Raw genomic sequence first — 16,713 nt, 5'->3', positions numbered from 1 at the left:
AACATCAATGTTGACTGTGCCGCCGCCTTCGCGAGCAAGTCGGATCGCCGCCCCCCGCTCCCACAGGTTCAAAACTCGATGCGAACGTCGCCCTTCGGCACGCTGCAGCACGACAGGATGAACCCTTCGGCTTCGTCTTCCTCGGTAATCCCGCCGTTGTGGTCCATTTCGACTTCGCCACCAAGCTTCATCACCTTGCAGGTCCCGCAGATCCCCATCCCGCAAGCCTTCGGAATCAGCAAGCCAAGCTTGGCCGCCGCCGCATGCACCGTTTCCCCCGGTGCGACCCGAATGCTCTTGCCGGACGCAGTGAATTCCACTTGATGCAGATCCGCCGCATCGATTTCCGGAGCATCCGCCGCTTGCTCGGCTTGCTCCACCGCGTCGGCACGGGCTTCCGGCGGTGTCGCGCCGAAGGATTCCTCGTGATAACGCTTCATGTCGAAGCCCGCCGCCTCGAGCATGCGCTTGACCGCATTCATGTACGGGGTCGGGCCGCAGCAGAAGACTTCACGTTCAAGGAAGTCCGGCGCCATCAGTTCGAGCATCTTGTGGTTCAGGTAACCGCGATAACCGGCCCACGGCTCGCCCAGACCATGCTTCTCGCAGATCAGGTGCAGGCTGAAGTTGTCGATCCGCGATGCCATGTGTTCCAGCTCGCGGTGGTAGATGATGTCTTTCGGCGAACGGGCGCTGTGGATAAATACCATGTCGACATTGCCGTTGGTGTCATAGAACCACCGGGCCATGGACATGCACGGCGTGATGCCGACGCCGCCGCTGAGGTAGAGCACTTTCGGCGCCGGGAAGTCCATGGCGTTGAACAGCCCGACCGGCCCGTGCACCGCCAGTTCCTGGCCTTCATGCAGGGTGTCGTGCAGCCAGTTGGACACCTTGCCGCCCGGCACGCGCTTGATGGTCACCGAAAAGCTGTACGGCACCGACGGCGAACTGGAAATGGTGTAGGAGCGCATGATCGGCACGCCATCGATTTCCAGCTCCAGGGTGACGAACTGCCCGGGCTTGAAAAAGAACAGGATCGGCTGGTCGGCCATAAAGCAGAAGGTGCGCACATCCCAGGTTTCCTGGATGACTTTGACGCAACGGACAATATGTCGACCATTGGCCCAGGTCTGGGTGGTTACCGGGTTCAGGAAGCTGTTGGACATGCTGATCTCCACGGCCGACTGCCGGCCTTCATGTTGGCGATTCTGCGTATAGCGCAGCCCCGCCATTTACCTATCTGCGACATTCACATACTTATCGCGACCAGCCCCCAATTACCGGGGGTTGCGCGTCGGGAACAGATTGGGCCATGTCGCCCATGGATAAGGTTCCGGGCAACGGCGGCCCCACACTCGCTCCATACCAAGACACAATCTTTACACCTTGCGTAGCAAACCTGATCAGCCACTTTCGCGGCCACGCAGATGGCCTTGAGGAAACACACGATGGACGTCACCACTACCCTGAGCCTGGGCGATCCACTGGAACCCGCACGCAAGGCCACCGCGCAGATGCTGCAAGAACGCGAGCGCACTTTCTCGCTGCCGCAGCCGTTTTACTCTGACGAGCGGCTGTTTGATATCGACATGCAGGAAATCTTTCAGAAAGAGTGGTTGATCGCCGGCATGACCTGCGAAATCCCGACCAAGGGCAACTACCTGACCCTGCAAGTCGGCAAGAACCCGATCATCGTGATTCGCGGTGCGGACGGCGTGGTCCATGCGTTCCACAACGTCTGCCGCCACCGCGGTTCACGGCTGTGCACCAGTGAAAAAGGCAAAGTCGCCAAACTGGTCTGCCACTACCACCAGTGGACGTATGAGCTGGACGGTCGCCTGCTGTTCGCCGGCACCGAAATGGGCGCCGACTTCGACATGAAGCAGTACGGTTTGAAGCCGGTGAACGTGAAAACCGCTGGCGGTTACATCTTCATCAGCCTGTCGGAGAACCCGCCGGCCATTGATGACTTCCTGTCGACGCTCAGCCATTACATGGAACCGTACGACATGGAGAACACCAAGGTGGCGATTACCACCACCTTGATGGAAAAAGCCAACTGGAAACTGGTGCTGGAAAACAACCGCGAGTGCTACCACTGCAACGCGTCGCACCCGGAACTGCTGAAAACCCTGCTGGAATGGGACGACGTCACCGACCCGCGTGCCGACCAGGCCTTCAAGGACCATGTAGCTGCTTCGGCCGCTGCCTGGGAAGCCGAGAAGATCCCTTACGCCCACGCCAGTTTCGGCCTGCGTAACCGTATCGTGCGCATGCCGCTGCTCAAGGGCACCGTGTCGATGACCCTGGACGGCAAACAGGGCTGCGCCAAACTCATGGGCCGCATCAAAAACCCGGACCTGGGCTCGATGCGCATCCTGCACCTGCCACACTCGTGGAACCACTGCATGGGCGACCACATCATCGTGTTCACCGTGTGGCCGATCAGCGCTCAGGAAACCATGGTCACCACCAAGTGGATCGTCCACAAGGATGCGGTCGAAGGCGTGGACTACGACGTGGAGCGCATGCGCCAGGTCTGGGATGCGACCAACGACCAGGACCGTCGCCTGGCCGAAGAGAACCAGCGCGGGATCAACTCCACCGCGTACCAGCCAGGGCCTTACTCCAAGACCTATGAGTTTGGTGTGGTGAACTTTGTGGACTGGTACAGCGAGCGTCTGTTGAACAATCTGGGGGCCGAGCCCGCGCCGTACCTCAAAGGGGTTCCGGTACAAGGCTAAAAGCAAAAGCATCGCGGGCAAGCCCGCTCCCACAAGGATCGGCGGCGTACACAAACTCTGTGAACACCCCAATCACTGTGGGAGCGGGCTTGCCCGCGATGAGCATAGGTATCTACACATCTCTAAAGTCTTCGGCTGGCCACCCAGCCGATGGCCTCTTTAGCAAAACCCGCCAGTTCCTGGGGCGTGTATTGCTCCAATGTCTCGCACATGGCCAAAAGCATGTATAAACCGGCCAGCAGCGCGGAAGCCGTCACCGGCTGCGAGCGCTTCATCTGTCGACCAGACAGACGGACCAAAAAATCCCGTGTTTGCTCAGCAAACTCCCCCTTAGCCCGCATCAGACGCCAACTGACAGCACATGCCTGACTGGCGATCAACAGCCGTTTGAACACCGCTTCACCGCTCTCTTGCTGCCAGTTTTCCAGCTGATGCCCACCCCCTTTAAGCAGTTTGAAGTAGGACTCGATACGCCAGCGCCAGTAATACCAGAGCGCCAATCGTTCATCTGCGACCTCTTGCTCAAGGTTGCTCAGCAAATACCATTCGGCCAGCAGGTGACCATCGGCTCCCAGTATTCGGCTCACGACGAGCCGGGCCGGCAACGGCTCACCAGACTTGCGCAGCGTCTTGCGGTCGGCCCTGTCTTTGGTGAAAGGCTGGGCTTGGCGAGTCAGCACGACGGCGGTTTCTCCCACCCATTGAATGGCCGGTTTTCCTTTGTAGTCCACCTTGCGAGTTTTGCGGTAGGTCATCTCGCGAGCAATTTGACTCAGGGCCCTCGATTGACCTGCATGACTGGCCGTGGAACCGGCCTTGACTCGCACCAGCCATTGCCGACCTTCGGCCTGCCATTGCCTCAGGTGAGCGACCGAATCAGCCTCTCGATCCACGATATGGACAAGCGGCTTGGCAAAATTCTGCTGTTCCAGCCAAGTGATACGTTGTGTCAGTTCATGCAGATGCTTCTCAGGGGCCAGCACTTCTTCGGCTCGCGTGCTGAGCACGCCGTCCTTGGTCGCCAGATTTTGAGCGGGAGTACAGATCGGTGCACCGTCACGGTCGGTGACTAGCAGGCTGCTTTGCAGCTCGTAACCGATGTCGCCCCGGTGGGTCATTTGCAGGCGATCAGCCTTGCTGTGGTGGTGCATGTAATTGAGCCGAGACCAATCGTGCATGACCAGCGCGTAATCATCACAGTCATCCCGACAACCCTCGTGGGCCAGCGCCAGCAGCGGTTTAACCAGGTCAACGGGCCGAACCCGGTCATTGCTCAAAAATCGCCAAAGGGCTTGCGTCTGTGCAAAAGCCTTGTCGCTTCGCGGCAAGGCTTTCATCCCGGCGGCCAGCGCCGGTAGTCCATTACTGTGTCCCATGACTAACTCGTCGTATCGTTTTGTCAGTCGGGCATCTAGCCCGGTCATTTGATATCCATGCCGTCCCTTTATAGACCAGGATCGGGAGATGTGTAGATACCTATGCCGCGATGAGGCCGTAACATTCACTCCATCAACTCGAAGACCACCGCACCGACCCATCCTCCCCAACAAACGTCTCTTCGATGCTCTCCCCCACCAACCGCACTTTCACATAGCCATTCAACACCCGATCCGGGTACGCCTCATCCCGCGCATTTTGCGTTTCCGACCACAGCACCCGCGCATGCCCGTTCAGCTCGCTGGCATTGCCGTAGGGAATCGCCCCATGCCCGGCGCAGCGTGCATGCAAGCCACCTTGAGTGGCGTAGCAGATGCCGTTATGCAAATGCCCCCAATACCAGTAATCCGGCTCACGGCCCAAGGCATCGCACACCGGTTGATACAGCGCCGTCTTGTGGTGCCCGGAAATGTCGAAGCCCTGGTGATGACTGAGCACCATGATTTTCTTGCGCTGAGGCAGCCCTTTCATCCAGTCGATCTGCTCCTTGTTCAGCGCACCGTCCATGTACAGGTTAATCGGATCGGAGGCATAAGCCGTGTCGAGGCCGATCACCAGCCAGTCATCGTTGTACAACGCAAAATAACTGGTGCCCTGCTGCGCCGGGAATCGCTTGGCCAGTTCCTTGAAATAGCCATGGGCGCCGCTGTACATCTCGTGGTTGGAGTTGAGGGTGAACGAGCCGTGCTTGCCCATGGGCCAGCCGACCATGTCGACGTCTTCCTGGGAGTGGGTGCCGGCGTAATAGACGTCCCCCAGGTGAACGGTGAAATCGGCCTGGGCCAACTGCATCTGATTGGCCACCGATACCGCCGGGGCATGGCTGTCGAACGGCCCGGTGCCCCAGTCGCCGGCGATGGCCAGGGTCACGTCACTGTCCATGCGCATCAGCGCCGGGTTGGTGGCGAACGGTGCGTGATGCCGCAGGTTCTCGATCCACTTGAGCAGCGCCTCGCTCCACAACAGATCCAGCAGTTCCCATTTGCGACAACCGAGCAGGCTGCCGTCCTTGAGCACCCGGGTTTGCAGCTCGTCTGCCGATTGCGGCAAGGGAGTGGCGTTACCGATATGCAGGATCGACAAACCGTGGGCCAACTCCCACGGCACACTCGGTTGATCGTCGGGCAAGTCGCCGTTTTTGAGCACGTAGTGCGCCTGATCATGGCCCCGTTGCAGCAGTGCGACGATGGCCTCGTACTCCTTGGGTTCAAGCTCGCTGACGAGCTTCTTCCAGGCCATTTCCAGGCGGGTGACCAAGCCATGCAGGCGTAGCTTGACCTTGACGTACTCGTGCTCCCAATGACTGACCAATGACATGTCGTCTTCCTCCATCCATAGTGGAATTACAGGGTTTTCATAAACTCGATGAGCGCCCGCTTCTCGAGTTCCGACAGCTGGGTGCCGTACAGGTGGCCGCCGTTGTGATTGCCCTCCAGACGGGTGTCGTATTTGAAGTCCGCCGAGGCCTTCATCTGCTGGCCACTGGTGACAAAGCCGACTTTGTCCTGGTCGTACACATCAGAGCCGGTGAAGAACACCAGCGGCCGCTTTTCCGGTGGTTGCAGCAAGTCCCATAGGGTCGGTACCGAACCGTTGTGCAAGTAAGGCGCGCGCAACCAGACGCCGTCGGTGGGCGTGTTGCTGTAGCTCTGGGTTTTGCGGTAGGCGCCAAAGTCGAACGGCACTTTCTTGAAGCCATGGAAAGCCGTCACCAAGCCTGTGGTGAACGAGTTCAGCCGATGGGGATCGGTGCCCAGTTCATCAATGCTGGTGGTGACCTGACCGGTGTCGGTGCGGCCGAAATCATGGCAACCGGCGCAGTTGTTTTCCCAGACCGGTCTGCCCCGTGCGACTTTGGCCTGATCCAGCGCGAACGGCCAGGCCGGCGCCTTGTGGCCCAGCAACCAGTTGGTCACCCGGTTGAAACTGGCCGGCAGCACCGACTCCGGCGTTGCGCCCACGGCCATGGCCGCCGCGTAATTGCGCTCGTGGATGTCATTGTTGTTGCCGTCCCAGTGCAGGTACATCGACTCCCGAGGCTTCTGGTTCCAGACTTGCGGCAAGTCGACGGTGCCGATGGTCGAGTCATCCGGGAAGCCGAACACCACCATTTTCGTCGGGTTGAAGGTGTCGGTGCGCCCCGGCCCTTGCGGCGCGCGCAGGCGTTGCCAGGCATAGGCCTGCTTCTGCTTGACCAGCGCGCTCGTGGCCATCGGAATGATCACGTAGCGGTTGTACAAGCGCTCGAAAAACCCGAGCTGGAACTTGCTGTTGATCGCCGTCATCACCGCGTCAGGGGTGAATTTCGGGTCGCTGGCGCAATTGTAGGCAAACCACTGGAAGGCCTGCAGTTGCAGGGTATTGGCCGGCGCGGTGGCCACCGGGATGGCGACGTCGCTGGTATTGGCCCGGTAGGAACCGGTGTGACACAGGGCGCAGTTGGGCTCCACGGTCGGGTAGCCGATCTGCCGCTTGGCCATGCCGATCGGCAGGTCCTTGCCGTTCTCGTAGAGGAAACCGAAGACTTCATAGCCGCCGGGTTTTGGCAATTTATCCGGGCACATCTGCGGCAACACGGCGAACAGGTAATAGGGAATCCGCGCTTCGATGCCCAGACCAATGGCACCGTACTTGTAGTGGTCCTCATCGGAGGCGTATTGCTCTGCCGGCACCACCCGCAGCATCTGGTACCAGGTTTCATAGCCGATAAACCCCAGCGCCAGCACCACGACCAGCGTGGCGACCTTGAAGCTGTGCCGTTGCCAGCGTCGCGCCCACGCTGCGCGCCACTCATGCCAGCCGTCGCGAAGCAACGCCAAGGGCCGATTGGCCGGCGCGCTGCCCAGGTACAGCAGACCCCCCAGGATCAGGAACATGCTCAGATCGCCCAGCAGCATCGGCACGAATACCTGGGCCTGGTTGCTGGTGTTGATCAGGTAGATCCAGAACGCCACGGCGACCAGCCGCGACAATACACATAGCCACGAATGCACCACGTATTTGGGCGCGTTGAAGCCTGACGGCATGTAAAAAAGGCTGATCCCCACCAGCAACATGCCGGCGTTCTCCAGCCAAGGATCGGAAAGTTGCGGTGGCATCCCGAGCATCGAAGTCAGCAACGCCGGCGCAAACAGCGCCGGAATCGCGAAGACCATGTTCATCACGATGCCTATCCAGATGAAGCGTTGAAACCAGCGGATGTAACTGTCCATATTTTTCCCCAGATCGTTCCCATCCAGATCGTTCCCACGCTCCGCGTGGGAATGCCGCCATGGACGCTCCGCGTCCGCTTGTGTGACGCAGAGCGTCACGGGATGCATTCCCACGCGGAGCGTGGGAACGATCACCTAGCCGAGAGCGGTTTTCTCCAGATGCTCCAGGATGATCGGGTACACATCGATCACCGCATTCTTGCCGAACATGCAGTCGATATGCCCGTAACCCGGCACCACGTGGCGGCTGTAGCGCTCCGGCCCATGGACTTTGCACACGCGCTCATAAGTCTTGAGCGTGCTTTCGGGCAGGTAGCACTGGTTGTCTTCGCCGCTGATGAAGCAGATCGGCATGGTCAGCCGGTCGAAGTGCGGCATGTAGACGTCCTGCCCCTTGAAGTCCACCAGATGGCCTTTGCGCAGGATCAACGCCAAGTGCTCAAAGGTCTGCATGTTCGATTCGCCGAACAGCTCATGCAGGTTGTCATGCAGGGTCTCGTTGAGCGTGTCGTGGCGGTACAACGATGCGTACATGAAGGTGATGCGATGGCACACCGGGTTGGTGCAGTAGCCCTGGGCCTCGATGCGGGCGTAGCCGTTGAGGGCTTTGTCGTAGAGTTTGTTGAACCAGCTCTCCTTATTGTCGGCATACGCGGTGAGGGATTTGATGCCGATGGCGTCGAGCATCCCCGGAAGGTGCAGACCGGCCTTGAGCCCGGTTGCCGTGGCGACCACCGTATCCGCCGCGATCTGCGAACACACCACCGAACGCACGCCCTGCAACCCGGCCAGCAGCGACATGAAGAAGGTCGTCGCGCCGTAGCAATGCACCACGCATTGCACATCCGCCGCCTTGGTTGCCTGCTGGATCTGCGCGATGGCAGCCTTGAAGTCGTACTGCGCAATCTGGTCGCCGTTCCATTCCTTCTTGCTCGCGGGCAACAGAATGCTCACTCGCAAATCCAGCAGCCAGACGTCGTACTCGTGCTTGCACAGGTACTCCAGCAGGTTGGTCTGGATGGTGTCGGTGGAGAAAATATTCGAGCCCACGCCCAAACCGTGGACCAGCATCACCGGCCCTTTGCTGCCAGCCTGGTAGCGGGTCAGGCGTAGCTGTACGTTGTCTTCGGTCTGGAAGAACTGCACGCTCGGGACCGGCGCATCCAATGGGCGTTTTTGCCGTGGCGGTGCGTCAGGATTGAAGTAGATGTCACCCGCGAACACCCCGCCGTAGCTCTCCCACAAGATGCCCGCGAAGAACTTGCCAAACCGTGCCAGCCCATCGATGCGCTCGCGTTCGTTGCGCGCGTTGAGCACCTTCATGGTGGTCATCTGCTTGGCGAAATCGGCTGGATGGATGTGCATCACACCCGAACCCATCACCTCACCGGTCTTGTCCGCCCCGCGATACAGCGTCACGTAGAGGGTGCTGGTGTCGTGCCAGACGTTCAGCACGCCGTTGTCTTCGGGCACGGTCTTGAACGCGCTGAAGTAATAATCGCTGCCGTCCTCGGCGGTCAGTTTCATGTCGTAATTCATGTGCCGCACACCGACCTGTTCCTGATACTCCTCGAACAGGTTGAACACGCCATTGCTGGCGGTCAGCGGTTCTGGCGACAAGCCTGGAGCATCCAGGGTGCCGACCAGTGTCGCGGCGTGTTCAGGTTCTTTGATCATGCGGTTGAGGTCGTTGGCGGTGATGGTCAGGGTGAACTCGATCGGCGAGTTGTCCGACTCGCCACGTTTGGCCGCCGCCTCGTAGAGTTTCAGATCGGTGCCCTGGGGCTGGGTGAAGGCTTTGGAGAAATAGCCTTTCATGGTTTCGGTGAACTGCACGCCGAGGGTCGGCGCCGCCACCTGTTTGCGCGGTGCCGAGGGCAGCGTGTAGTCGATATGCCAACCGCGATCGGCAGCCAGCAGGCCCATGTTGCGCTCGCTCACGGCAGAGATGGTCAGCAGCGGATTGACCGCCAGGGAAGTCGGGATCACCGCGCCGTCGGTCACGTACAACCCGGCATAGACATTCGTGCCACTGGTGCTGCTGAATACCTGGCCCTTGTGGTTGACCACGCCCTGCTCCGCATCCTCGCCCATCACGCAACCGCCCAACGGGTGGACGGAAACGATGCTGTGTTTGAGCAGCTCGGTCCAGATCGGGTTCTCGACCCAGATCCCGCCTAATGCCTTGGTGCTCTGGTGCAGCCGCTCGTTACCGAGTTTGACGTTTTCCTGCTCGCCAACACCCGGCCAGTCGATGCGCAGCTGGTCCTTGCTGTCGAGCACCATGCGACCCTTGCCGTCGTCGTGGCTCATGATCAGGTAGGTCTGCATGTTGTGCAGGGCGCCGTGATACGGGCCGCGCAGGAAGCTTTCGGCTTCGCGCTCGGCGTACTTGAGCTTGCCGGTGAAACTGTCGTCAGTGGGCTTGCCGATCAATCCGGCGAACGCGGCCATGCTCGGCACCATGGGCCGGCCGAGCGCGCCGGGGATCGAGCCTTCTTCGATGACCATGCGGCTGCGCCAGTCGCCTTCGGTGCGCATGTCGATGATCGAGGTGATGCACGGGCCGACCGGTTTCATTTCATTGGCCGGATGCGCGCCGAAGCCAATGCCGTTGATCGTTTCATCGCAGTTGTGGCCAAAACCGAGGATATCGCCGTTGCCGCTCATGTTTTCGCCGAGCTGATCGGACGTCGCCAGACCTTTGTCCCGAGAACGCAGGAGGATTTCGGTGGAGCCCAGGGTGCCCGCCGACACCACGACAATGTCCGCCTTGACGAACAGCGTCGGCGCGGAGAATTTCTCCCGGCCGCTGTCCAGATACTGGAAGTGCACGATCCAGCCGTCACCGTCGCGCTCCAGATGCCGCACCTCGGCCTGGCAGAAAATCTCCGCGCCGTGGTTCCAGGCATCGGGCAGGTAATTCATCAGCGTGGTGTTCTTGGCCTTGTTGTTACAGCCCGAGACGCAGTCGCCGCAGTGGTTGCACGGCAATTGCTCAACGCCTACATGGTTGAGGTTGTTCGGCAGCTTGTCGAAGGTCACGTTGATCGGCGGCTTGTAGAAATGCGCACCTTGCTTGAGGTAATCAGCGGATTTTTTGTTGGCGTCGAGTTTGGGCAGGTTCGGTGCGGTGCTCGGGTACGGATTGGGCTTGAGCATCTCCCCGAGCCCGGGCGTAACCGTCCTTGAGCAAGGTGTCGCGATGCTCACGCACTGCCAGCGGCCAGCGCGGATCGTCGAACACGCCGGGCTCCGGCTCCAGGGCAACGTTGGCGTTGATCAGCGACGTGCCGCCCAAGCCGCAACCGACCACCACGTTCTGCTGCGCATTGACGTGCAAGTCAAACAACCCGGTGCGCGAACCGATGTGCCCGTCCGGGTCATGGACCTGCAGTTCTTCAGTGGCCGCCAGCATCGTATTGGGGTATTCGCCGGGCTGGATTTCCCGACCTCGCTCCAGCAGGCACACCCGCTTGCCAGCGCGGGACAGGCGCGACGCCGCGATCCCGCCGCCGTAGCCGGAGCCGATGACGATCACGTCGTAGTGTTCCTTGATGTCGCTGATGGGCGTGGCGATCCGTGTCATGGGTCATTTCCTCTCAGGCAGATGGGCAACTCTGTGGTTGCCTGCAATCGATAGACGAACAAACGCCTGGTCACCGGGCACGGTCGGGCCTCAATGGCAGCGGCGTCAGGGTTTGGGGAAGGCTTCAAGCGCTATAGGCGAGCGCGCTGATTGGTGGCGCGACGGTGAATCCGTTTACGCAGCAAGGTCGCGGGTGTCGGTACACAGGTCACGCAAGGGGTTGGGTGCGAGCGATGTGGCTGGCTATCCATCACGCGTTCTCCCTGAACCAGATGTGGATAAGTGACGGCTGTCCTTGTGCCCTGAGAGTGAAGACACGCGACAGATCGAAGTCAAGGAAGTGCCTTAGAACTGTATGAAATCTGATCTATCGCGTTGTGGCCTATATAGGCCGTGGCTTGCAGGGTTTAGCGAACAAGTTATCCACATCTCCACCCACAGCTATTGGGGACAACTGTGGATGACGGGCCAAATTTATTCACAAAAAACCAAGAAAAACCGTGACTTATCCAGAAGCAGGGTTTTACCCAAGCATTGGTCGTTTTTTGATCAGAAGTCTGCAGGGCACGTTTTATATGACGTACAGAGGATGGCAAACACCTTATCCACAGAAGCGCCAACAGACTTTGGGGGCAACTTTGCAACGTCTGTGGAAAACCGCTGAAAGCCGTGAGAATTCAGGGTTTGCGGAAGGATCAGGGAGAGAAAAGGGTCAATTGAGCATTATTTGATCAACTGACTGAAAGCCACGGTTTATATAGCCTGTAGCGGACAGCGAACATCTTATCCACAGAAGCGCCAACAGAGATTGGGGGCAAGTATTGGCTTACGAACGAAGTCGTTCTGTGGAAAAAGCTCGGAAAAACCGTAGCTTAGACTGGTTATTTTTTGTACGGAGGGCTGGAGGGCTTGATGGGCAAGGGGTGTAGCGAGGGGCGAACATGTTATCCACAGAAGCGCTAACAGGGATTGTGGGTAACCACAGTGCGTTGTTGGTGTGCACACAATCTGTGATCGACATTGACCCGCTCCCACATAGATTGGGTTCGTGCCTCAAGGCCGATACATCAAATAGGCTTCCCCCGTGACCCGAATCATTGGGTGGGGCGTGATCTGGCAGGTATCGACAATCCGGAAACCATGGCGCTCATAAAACCGCCGTGCGCCGGTGTTCACCGCATAGTCGATCAGGCTCAAGCCATTGAGCCCCAATCGGTTGGCACGGTCGTAGGCATAGGCGAGGAATTGTTTGCCCACCCCCTGATTACGCCAGCCCTCATGCAGGGCCAGGCTCGAAATATAAAGGGTGTCGGGGATTTCCATCGTGGCATACGGCGCCAGGACGGGATCGGTCACGGGAGCGGCCTGAGGGTCGTGGCGCATCGCGTAGCTGTGCAGCATGCCGATGACCTTTCCCTCGACCTGGGCGATCAGGCAGTTCTGATAGGAGAAATCGACGTCTTCACGAGCGTAACGACTGGCACCGACCTCCAGCAGGTCCTGGCCGGGCTGCGCCAGTTGGCTCCAGATGTAATCCGCCGCACCTTCTGATGAAATCTGAAACAAGCGAGCAATCTCACGCGCATCCGCGCGCAGGGCCGAACGAAATTCAACAGCCATTTACCGGGCTCCACAGGACCGTTAGCGAACCACGCCTTCTTCAATCAGCAACTTGAGGATGGCTTCGGCGCCCGCTTGCGCGGTCACGCCCTTGAGCACTTGCCCACCGCCGCCACTGGCCTTGGCCGTCGCGGCCTTCATGCGATCCGCACCGCTCTTGGCCTTGATCACTTTCAAGCGCTTTGGCCGTGGCTTGGCCGGTTGCAGCGTGGCCACCGCCAGCAGTTCATCGTCGACCACTTCGACTTCTTCCGCCTGCAATACCCCACGACGTGCCGGACCGTAGGCGCTCTGCCGCGGCTTGGGTGCCGCGTTATCCACAGTCGCCAGAAACGGCAGGCGCACTTTCAAGCGCCGACGCTGCCCGCGAGGCAAGGCCTGCAGCACCAACGCTGAACCGCCGTCGATGGATTCGACCTGCGCCAAACCCACGACCAGCGGCCAACCGAGGCTTTCCGCCAGCAGGAACGGCAACATGCCCGAGCCTTCACCGGTTTCCGCCTGACTGCCGGTCAGCACCACCTGTGCCCCGGCATCACGCAAATACGCGGTCAACGCCGGCAGCGCATCAGCGCCTTCCGGTTGCTCCAGCACATGCAGCTGCTCCAGGCCCATGCCCAGATAAGCGCGCAATGCCGGTTCCGCGACGTCGCCGGCATGCAGCACTTGCAGGTTATCCCCAGCCAGCTGCAAACCCAGTTCAACCGCCCGCGCATCCTGCTCGGCGCGGCGTGGCCGGCCGGAGGTCGGGTGGGCGCCGATGGACACCAGGCTGATGATTTTCGTGCTCATAACCCTTTCCTTCCCTTAAGCCGCATCGCGCTTGGCGTCGTTGCGGTAAGCCGCTACCGCATCGATCAAGGCTTGAAGAATCTCGGCGCTCTCGCCGATCACCGACAGGTCGGCCCGTTTGATCATGTCGCAACCCGGATCGAGGTTGATCGCCACCACCTTGTCGCAGGCACCGATGCCTTGCAGGTGCTGGATCGCCCCGGAAATCCCCACCGCCACGTAAACCCGCGCGGTTACCCAGGTGCCGGACGCGCCGACCTGCCGGTCGCGCGCCATGAAACCATCGTCCACCGCCACCCGCGACGCACCTTCGGTCGCGCCCAACGCTTCGGCCGTCCTGTGGAAAAGTCCCCAGTCCTTGACCCCGTTGCCGCCGGAGAAGATGAATTCGGCTTCGGCCATCGGAATCGCCGCCGGGTCCACCGCCACAGCGCCCAGATCTTCGATCCGCGACAGGCTGCGGGCGACCGTTGTGGATAACTCCACCGGCAACGCTTCGTGACGGGTTTCGCTGACCGGTTCGGCGCATTCGGCAGCCGCCAGAATCAAGCGGGCCACCGGCCGCGCAAGGTCCTGCAGGCCAGCACCGGCACGGCCGATGCATTCCTGATCCTTGACCTGCCAGACCCGCGTGGCCGGGCGCTCGCCCAGTGCGGCAGCAAAGCGCCGACCCAGTTCGCCGCCACCGCTGCGGCTGTCCGGCAGCAACCAGTGACGCGGGCTGAACTGGTTATCCACAGCCCGCAGACCCTGGACCCGTTGTTCCGGTGCATAACCACTGAACTCGTCGCCCTCAAGCACCAGCAAGCGGTCAACGCCAGCCGTGGCAAAGGCGTTTTCCTTGTGCTCACCGAAGACCACGGCCAGTACCGCGCCGTCCTTGCCGGCCAATTGATGAGCCAGGCCGAGCAAGTCGCGGTCGTGACTGCTCAAGCGGCCGCCGACCATGTCCGGCACCACGCTGATGTAGAACACAGGTGCAGCCACTTGATGCAGCGGCAATTGCACTTCAACCGCGGCTGAGCGTTTGGTCGCCCCGCCCTGCTGAGCGCCGCTGCGGTCGATCCGTTTGATGCCGTTGGGGCCGATAAAACCGATCCCGTGAGGATTCTTGCGGATGAGACCGTTAGGCCCCATCCAGCTGTGTTGCGCCGGTTGCATGGCCGCATGCAGCGGGTGCAAGCGGTTGCGGGCGATCCATTCGGCGCGTGGGTCGCGGCGGATAATGTCGCTCATTAATGCACCTCCGCAGGTTCACGTTTGGCCGGCGCCGATGGCTTTCCCGGCGTTGCGTCTTCGAGCAACGCATCAGCCACCAGTTCGGCGATGTCCTTGATCATCGGACGCGGTTCGACCACGCCTTCGAGCATCGCGGTGCACTGTGGACAACCCACGGCCACCAGTTCGGCACCGGTTTCGCGGATGTCTTCCATGCGCATGTCGGGGATCCGTTGCTTGCCCGGAATGTCGGTGATCGGCGCACCGCCGCCACCGCCGCAGCAGCGCGAGCGGAAACCGGAGCGTTGCATTTCCTTGATCTCGATACCCAAGGCACGCAGCACTTCACGCGGTGCCTCGTATTCGCCGTTGTAGCGGCCGAGGTAGCACGGGTCGTGGTAGGTCACGCTGCTGCCTTTGTGCTGGCCGAGGTTCAGGGCGCCTTCGCCAATGATTTCCGCCATGTACGTGCTGTGGTGCTGCACGAGGTAGTTGCCGTCGAAGGCGCCGTACTCGTTTTTCAGTACGTGGAAACTGTGCGGATCGCAGGTGACGATGCGGTTGAAGCTGTACTTGGCCAGGGTCTGGATGTTGCGTTTGGCCAACAGCTGGAAGGTTGCTTCATCGCCCAAGCGTCGCGCCACATCACCGCTGTCGCGTTCTTCAAGACCCAGCACCGCGAAGTCGACCTTGGCCGCTTTCAGCACTTTGACGAAGGCGCGCAGGGTGCGCTGGTTGCGCATGTCGAAGGCACCGTCGCCGACCCAGAAGAGCACGTCGGTGGATTTCTTCTCGCTGAGCAGGTTCAGGTTCAAATCCGCCGCCCAGTTCATCCGCCCGCCCGGCGCGAAGCCTCCAGGGTTGTCGGTGGCGATCAGGTTTTCCAGAACTTCGGCGCCCTTGTTCGGGGTCGCGCCTTTTTCCAGGGTCAGATGGCGGCGCATGTCGACGATGGCGTCAACGTGCTCGATCATCATCGGGCATTCCTCGACGCAGGCACGGCAAGTGGTGCAGGACCACAGGGTTTCAGCGTCCACCAGACCGTTGACGATCGGTTGATGCGGATTGCCACCGTGCTCGCCGATGGCTTTGCCTGGATACGGGCTGCCAGCGAATTTGGCGTCAGTACCGCCAGCCAGGCCGACCACCATGTCTTGAATCAGTTTTTTCGGGTTCAGCGGCTGGCCGGCGGCGAACGCCGGGCACGCAGCTTCACATTTACCGCACTGCACGCAGGCGTCGAAGCCGAGCAGTTGGTTCCAGGTGAAATCCTTGGGTTTTTCCACGCCCAGTGGCGCGTTCGGGTCATTCAGGTCCAGCGGCTTCAAACCGGTGGAGCGACCGCCACCAAAACGCTCGGAGCGACGGTGCCAGGCCAGGTGCAGGGCACCGGCGAAGGCGTGCTTCATCGGCCCGCCCCAGGTCATGCCGAAGAACAGTTCCGACACGCCCCAGAGCACGCCGACGCCGAGGATCGCAGCCACCACCCAACCACCGAAGTTTTCCGGAAGGATGCCGGCAACCGGCAGGGTCAGCAGGAAGAACGATGCCGAGAACGCCATCAGGCTTTTCGGCAAGCGCATCCACGGGCCTTTGGACAAGCGGGCCGGTGGGTTGCGACGGCGCAGGAACATAAAGATCGCGCCGACAAACATCACCGCCGACATCAGCAGCAGTGCATAACCGAGGATGCGGTTATGCAGGCCAAAACCATGAACCAGAATCGCCAGCACAATGGACGCCACCGCACCACCGGCCGTGGCGACGTGGGTGTTGGCGATGTATTTGTCCCGCGCGACGACATGGTGCAAGTCGACCATGTAGCGCTTGGGCATGGCGAACAGGCCGCCGATCAGGTCGACTTTCGAAGCCCGGCCTCGGCGCCACATAGCCACCCGCCGCAACGCGCCCAGGACAGCCAGGCCCAGGGCAGCGAACAACAGGATTGGAAGAAGGGTGTTCAACATGGTGGAGCTCCCAAAGACCTCGGGGTCTTGCAGGTCGAGATGCCTTACTCGGTTCCTGTGGGAGCGGGCTTGCCCGCGATTGCATTTTGTCAGTCACATCTGCATTGACTGATCCACCGCTATCGCGGGCA

At 60.5% G+C, this 16,713-nt stretch carries 10 protein-coding genes and 1 pseudogene; 2 read left to right on the top strand and 9 right to left on the bottom strand.

The features are described 5' to 3' along the window. Positions 1-68: 68 nt before the first annotated feature. Complete coding sequence (gene gbcB / locus PSH65_RS02555; protein WP_305424803.1) at positions 69-1,169, bottom strand: glycine-betaine demethylase subunit GbcB; 1,101 nt, start codon at positions 1,167-1,169, stop codon at positions 69-71. Positions 1,170-1,451: 282 nt separating this feature from the next. Here gbcB and gbcA point away from each other — a divergent pair, with 282 nt between their 5' ends. Continuing rightward, the gene (gene gbcA, locus PSH65_RS02550; protein WP_305424802.1) at positions 1,452-2,747 is read left to right on the top strand and encodes a glycine-betaine demethylase subunit GbcA; all 1,296 of its coding nucleotides are present in this window, start codon (positions 1,452-1,454) and stop codon (positions 2,745-2,747) included. Between the two features lie 122 nt (positions 2,748-2,869). Here gbcA and PSH65_RS02545 read toward each other — a convergent pair whose 3' ends face one another. The 4 genes and pseudogenes from PSH65_RS02545 to PSH65_RS02530 form a co-directional block, all read right to left on the bottom strand. Next, on the bottom strand, positions 2,870-4,171 hold the full coding sequence (locus tag PSH65_RS02545; protein WP_305424801.1) for a transposase: 1,302 nt from the start codon (positions 4,169-4,171) through the stop codon (positions 2,870-2,872). Positions 4,172-4,256: 85 nt separating this feature from the next. After that, on the bottom strand, positions 4,257-5,501 hold the full coding sequence (locus PSH65_RS02540) for a metallophosphoesterase (protein WP_305424800.1): 1,245 nt from the start codon (positions 5,499-5,501) through the stop codon (positions 4,257-4,259). Between the two features lie 26 nt (positions 5,502-5,527). Continuing rightward, positions 5,528-7,396 (bottom strand): hypothetical protein, encoded by a 1,869-nt coding sequence (locus PSH65_RS02535; RefSeq protein WP_305424799.1) that lies wholly within the window; start codon positions 7,394-7,396, stop codon positions 5,528-5,530. A 135-nt stretch (positions 7,397-7,531) separates the two neighbouring features. Continuing rightward, positions 7,532-10,985: pseudogene (locus PSH65_RS02530) on the bottom strand (alpha/beta fold hydrolase). A gap of 500 nt (positions 10,986-11,485) precedes the next feature. Here PSH65_RS02530 and PSH65_RS02525 point away from each other — a divergent pair. Further along, positions 11,486-11,716 carry a hypothetical protein gene (locus PSH65_RS02525; protein ID WP_305424798.1) on the top strand — a complete coding sequence of 77 codons (231 nt, stop codon included), beginning with the start codon at positions 11,486-11,488 and terminating at the stop codon, positions 11,714-11,716. A gap of 322 nt (positions 11,717-12,038) precedes the next feature. On the opposite strand, the gene PSH65_RS02520 is transcribed toward PSH65_RS02525, so the two are convergent. From PSH65_RS02520 to dgcB, 4 genes are read right to left on the bottom strand one after another with little or no spacing between them, the layout of a single operon-like run. Continuing rightward, on the bottom strand, positions 12,039-12,605 hold the full coding sequence (locus PSH65_RS02520) for a GNAT family N-acetyltransferase (RefSeq protein WP_305424797.1): 567 nt from the start codon (positions 12,603-12,605) through the stop codon (positions 12,039-12,041). Between the two features lie 21 nt (positions 12,606-12,626). Beyond that, a complete protein-coding gene (locus tag PSH65_RS02515) occupies positions 12,627-13,397 on the bottom strand; it encodes an electron transfer flavoprotein subunit beta (RefSeq protein WP_305424795.1) in 771 nt (256 codons plus the stop codon). 15 nt (positions 13,398-13,412) lie between these two features. Further along, positions 13,413-14,633 carry an electron transfer flavoprotein subunit alpha/FixB family protein gene (locus PSH65_RS02510; RefSeq protein ID WP_305424794.1) on the bottom strand — a complete coding sequence of 407 codons (1,221 nt, stop codon included), beginning with the start codon at positions 14,631-14,633 and terminating at the stop codon, positions 13,413-13,415. Continuing rightward, entirely contained in the window at positions 14,633-16,582 is a 1,950-nt protein-coding gene (gene dgcB, locus PSH65_RS02505) for a dimethylglycine demethylation protein DgcB (RefSeq protein WP_305424793.1), read from the bottom strand. Before dgcB ends, PSH65_RS02510 begins: the two co-directional genes overlap by 1 nt. Between the last annotated feature and the right edge of the window lie 131 nt (positions 16,583-16,713).

Source organism: Pseudomonas sp. FP603 (assembly GCF_030687415.1).
In the GTDB taxonomy this organism is placed as follows: domain Bacteria; phylum Pseudomonadota; class Gammaproteobacteria; order Pseudomonadales; family Pseudomonadaceae; genus Aquipseudomonas; species Aquipseudomonas wuhanensis.
The sequence above is the reverse complement of the archived record's forward strand: the minus strand, read 5'-3'. Positions and strand labels throughout refer to the sequence as shown.